General features: G+C 69.8%; 2 pseudogenes. Both read left to right on the top strand.

The window, feature by feature from the left end:
* A pseudogene (locus HMPREF9006_RS10780) lies at window positions 1–796 on the top strand (hypothetical protein); the annotation flags it as partial.
* Window positions 790–1,076 (top strand): annotated as a pseudogene (locus tag HMPREF9006_RS10095) (alkaline protease); the annotation flags it as partial. The pseudogenes HMPREF9006_RS10780 and HMPREF9006_RS10095, both read left to right, overlap by 7 nt.

Below are 1,076 nucleotides of genomic sequence, written 5' to 3'. Positions count from 1 at the left end.
GTGGGTGTCTGCTCATGAGGGGGGTGTGTATCCGGGGGATCGGGATTCTGATTTCGGGCGTTCTTCCCTGCGGGGGCCGAACTCGGGCCTGTACCCGGGTGGTTTCGATGACCCCGACGCCGAGGGCGCGCGGATGAGGGACGCCTACAAGCTCCAATCCCGGCGTATCCCCTACCGCTTGGACGCCGAAGGAGAGCCGGGCACGCGCACCAACCCCATCACCGACCCGCAGGACCTGATGGGCATCGACCTCATGCACACCCGCATCGGCGGGGACCGCCACGCCAACGGCACCATCGGCGGCTACACCCCCGCTCCCCCCACCGACCGCGACCACCCCCTGTGGCGCATCAACGGCGGCCCGTCCACCGCCGCCCTAGGCGGAGCCGGACTCCTAGGAGCCGGAGCACTGGGAGTAGGCGCAACCGCACGCATGCACGCAAGCCCCACCCTGGCCGCCACCTCGGCGCTGCGCGCGGGCACCTACTCCGGCGTCGGCTTCGGCTCCTACACCCCACCCACCACCGCCCCCGGGACAACCGGGACGAGCACGGCGGCGGGGAAGAACGCCGCGGGCAGGCCCGGCATGAGCGGCATCATGGGAGGCGGGGCCGGAGCCGGGGCCAGCAAAGACGAGAAGAAGACCCCCAAACGCAAATACGAACCCTTCAGAATCGACGACGAGGACGAGCTGCCCCCCGGCTACGTCAACCCCATGTCCCAAACCTACGGCTCCGACAAGGACATCACCCCCGCCCCCACGAAAGACGACGGATGGGACCCACGCCAATGGTAACCACACCCCCCACACGCGCCGCCCGAGCTGCACGCGCGGCCGCCTGCGCGGCCGCCCTCAGCGTCGCCACCGCCGCCCTACCCACAGGACCCGCCCACGCCGCCGACACCATCACAGCCGCCGACCAACCCTACTACGCCTACTACCACCTCGACCAAGCCCGAGCCAAAGGCTACACCGGCCAAGGCGTCACCATCGCCCTCCTCGACGGCGAAGTCGACACCACCGCCCCCGAACTCACAGGCGCAACCATCACCGACAAAACCCCCTGCACCGTCAC

It is taken from the genome of Actinomyces sp. oral taxon 180 str. F0310, assembly GCF_000185285.1.
In the GTDB taxonomy this organism is placed as follows: domain Bacteria; phylum Actinomycetota; class Actinomycetes; order Actinomycetales; family Actinomycetaceae; genus Pauljensenia.
The sequence above is the reverse complement of the archived record's forward strand: the minus strand, read 5'-3'. Positions and strand labels throughout refer to the sequence as shown.